Origin of the sequence: Microbacterium sp. SCN 71-21, from assembly GCF_001725695.1 — a bacterium.
GTDB lineage: Bacteria > Actinomycetota > Actinomycetes > Actinomycetales > Microbacteriaceae > Microbacterium > Microbacterium ginsengisoli.
Genome location: NZ_MEGA01000017.1, coordinates 33,057 through 34,262 on the forward strand (window position 1 = coordinate 33,057; position 1,206 = coordinate 34,262).

The window sequence follows — 1,206 nt, forward strand, 5'->3', positions numbered from 1 at the left end:
CATCGACGGCGAGGATGTCTCGGTGCGCGCCCGCCCCGAATGGACCCCCGACTTCGCGTTCCGGCAGCTCGGCTCGCCGGCCGAGATCGACGCCCTCGACCCGGCCACGTTCACCGAGGGCCACCACTATCTGTGGGCGTGGGCGGACGAGACGGCGGGCACGGTGCGATCCCGCATGTTCGCGCCCGACATGGGCATCGTGGAGGATCCGGCGACCGGAGCCGCCGCGGTGCGGCTCACCGGACTCGTGGCGCGCGACCTCGACATCACCCAGGGCGAGGGCTGCAGGCTCCGCACCCGCTGGCTGGGCGGCGAGGTCTCGCTGTCGGGCCGCGTCGCACCCGACAGCGCCGTCGAGATCTGATCGCCGCCGCGGACATCGAGCCGCGGCATCCGATCGATCTCTATGATCGGCGCCATGCAGCGACCGATCACCAACTGGCACGACCAGGCCACGCAACAGCTGACCCGCGGCGAGCGCGCCGCCGACCGCCTGCGCAACGGCATGGGCTCGTGGGGCTTCATCATCGGGTTCGTCGTGTTCATGGTCGTGTGGGCGATCGTCAACGCGACGGCCGTGCAGTGGGACCCCTACCCGTACATCCTGCTCAACCTGTTCCTCAGCATGCTCGCCGGGCTGCAGGGGGCGATCCTGCTCATCGTCGCGAAGCGACAGGATGCCATAGCCGCGGCGCTCGCCCAGCACGACTTCGAGACGAACGTCGCCGCGAAGGGCGAGATCGAGGAGCTGATCGACCTCAACCGCCGTCAGCTCGCCCTCATCACCCGCCTGTGCGAGGAACGCGGGCTGACGCTCCCGTGATCCACGCTCACGGGAGCGCGGATACTGAACGGTGGCGCCACCGCGCCGCCACCGTGGAGAGGAAGAGCACATGCCGCTCGCCGTATGCCGTTACGAGACACTCAGCGCCGAGGGGATGACGCGGGCGCGCGAGGTGTACCCCCGGCACCTCGCCTACCTGCAGGAGTTCGCCTCCTCGGGCGACCTCCTGCTGATCGGCACGTTCGCCGACCCCGTCGCGGACGGGTCGATGGCCGTGTTCCGCGACCGCGCGGCCGCGGAACGGTTCACCGCCGGCGACCCGTTCCTGATCGAGGGCGTGGTGATCGGATGGCGCATCCTCGACTGGGATGCGAGCGCTTACGGGACGATCGCACCCGAGCGCTGACCGGGCGAGGGACGCT

The 1,206-nt window shown here is 70.2% G+C and carries 3 protein-coding genes; all 3 read left to right on the plus strand.

The window, feature by feature from the left end; translation table 11 throughout:
* The coding region (locus ABT08_RS04065) for a PhzF family phenazine biosynthesis protein (protein WP_288114060.1) at nucleotides 1-364 on the plus strand (364 nt) is incomplete at its 5' end.
* A gap of 54 nt (nucleotides 365-418) precedes the next feature.
* Complete coding sequence (locus ABT08_RS04070) at nucleotides 419-823, plus strand: DUF1003 domain-containing protein (RefSeq protein WP_056210006.1); 405 nt, start codon at nucleotides 419-421, stop codon at nucleotides 821-823.
* A gap of 70 nt (nucleotides 824-893) precedes the next feature.
* Nucleotides 894-1,190: a YciI family protein gene (locus ABT08_RS04075; protein ID WP_288114061.1), complete on the plus strand. Its 297-nt coding sequence runs from the start codon at nucleotides 894-896 to the stop codon at nucleotides 1,188-1,190.
* Nucleotides 1,191-1,206 lie beyond the last annotated feature (16 nt).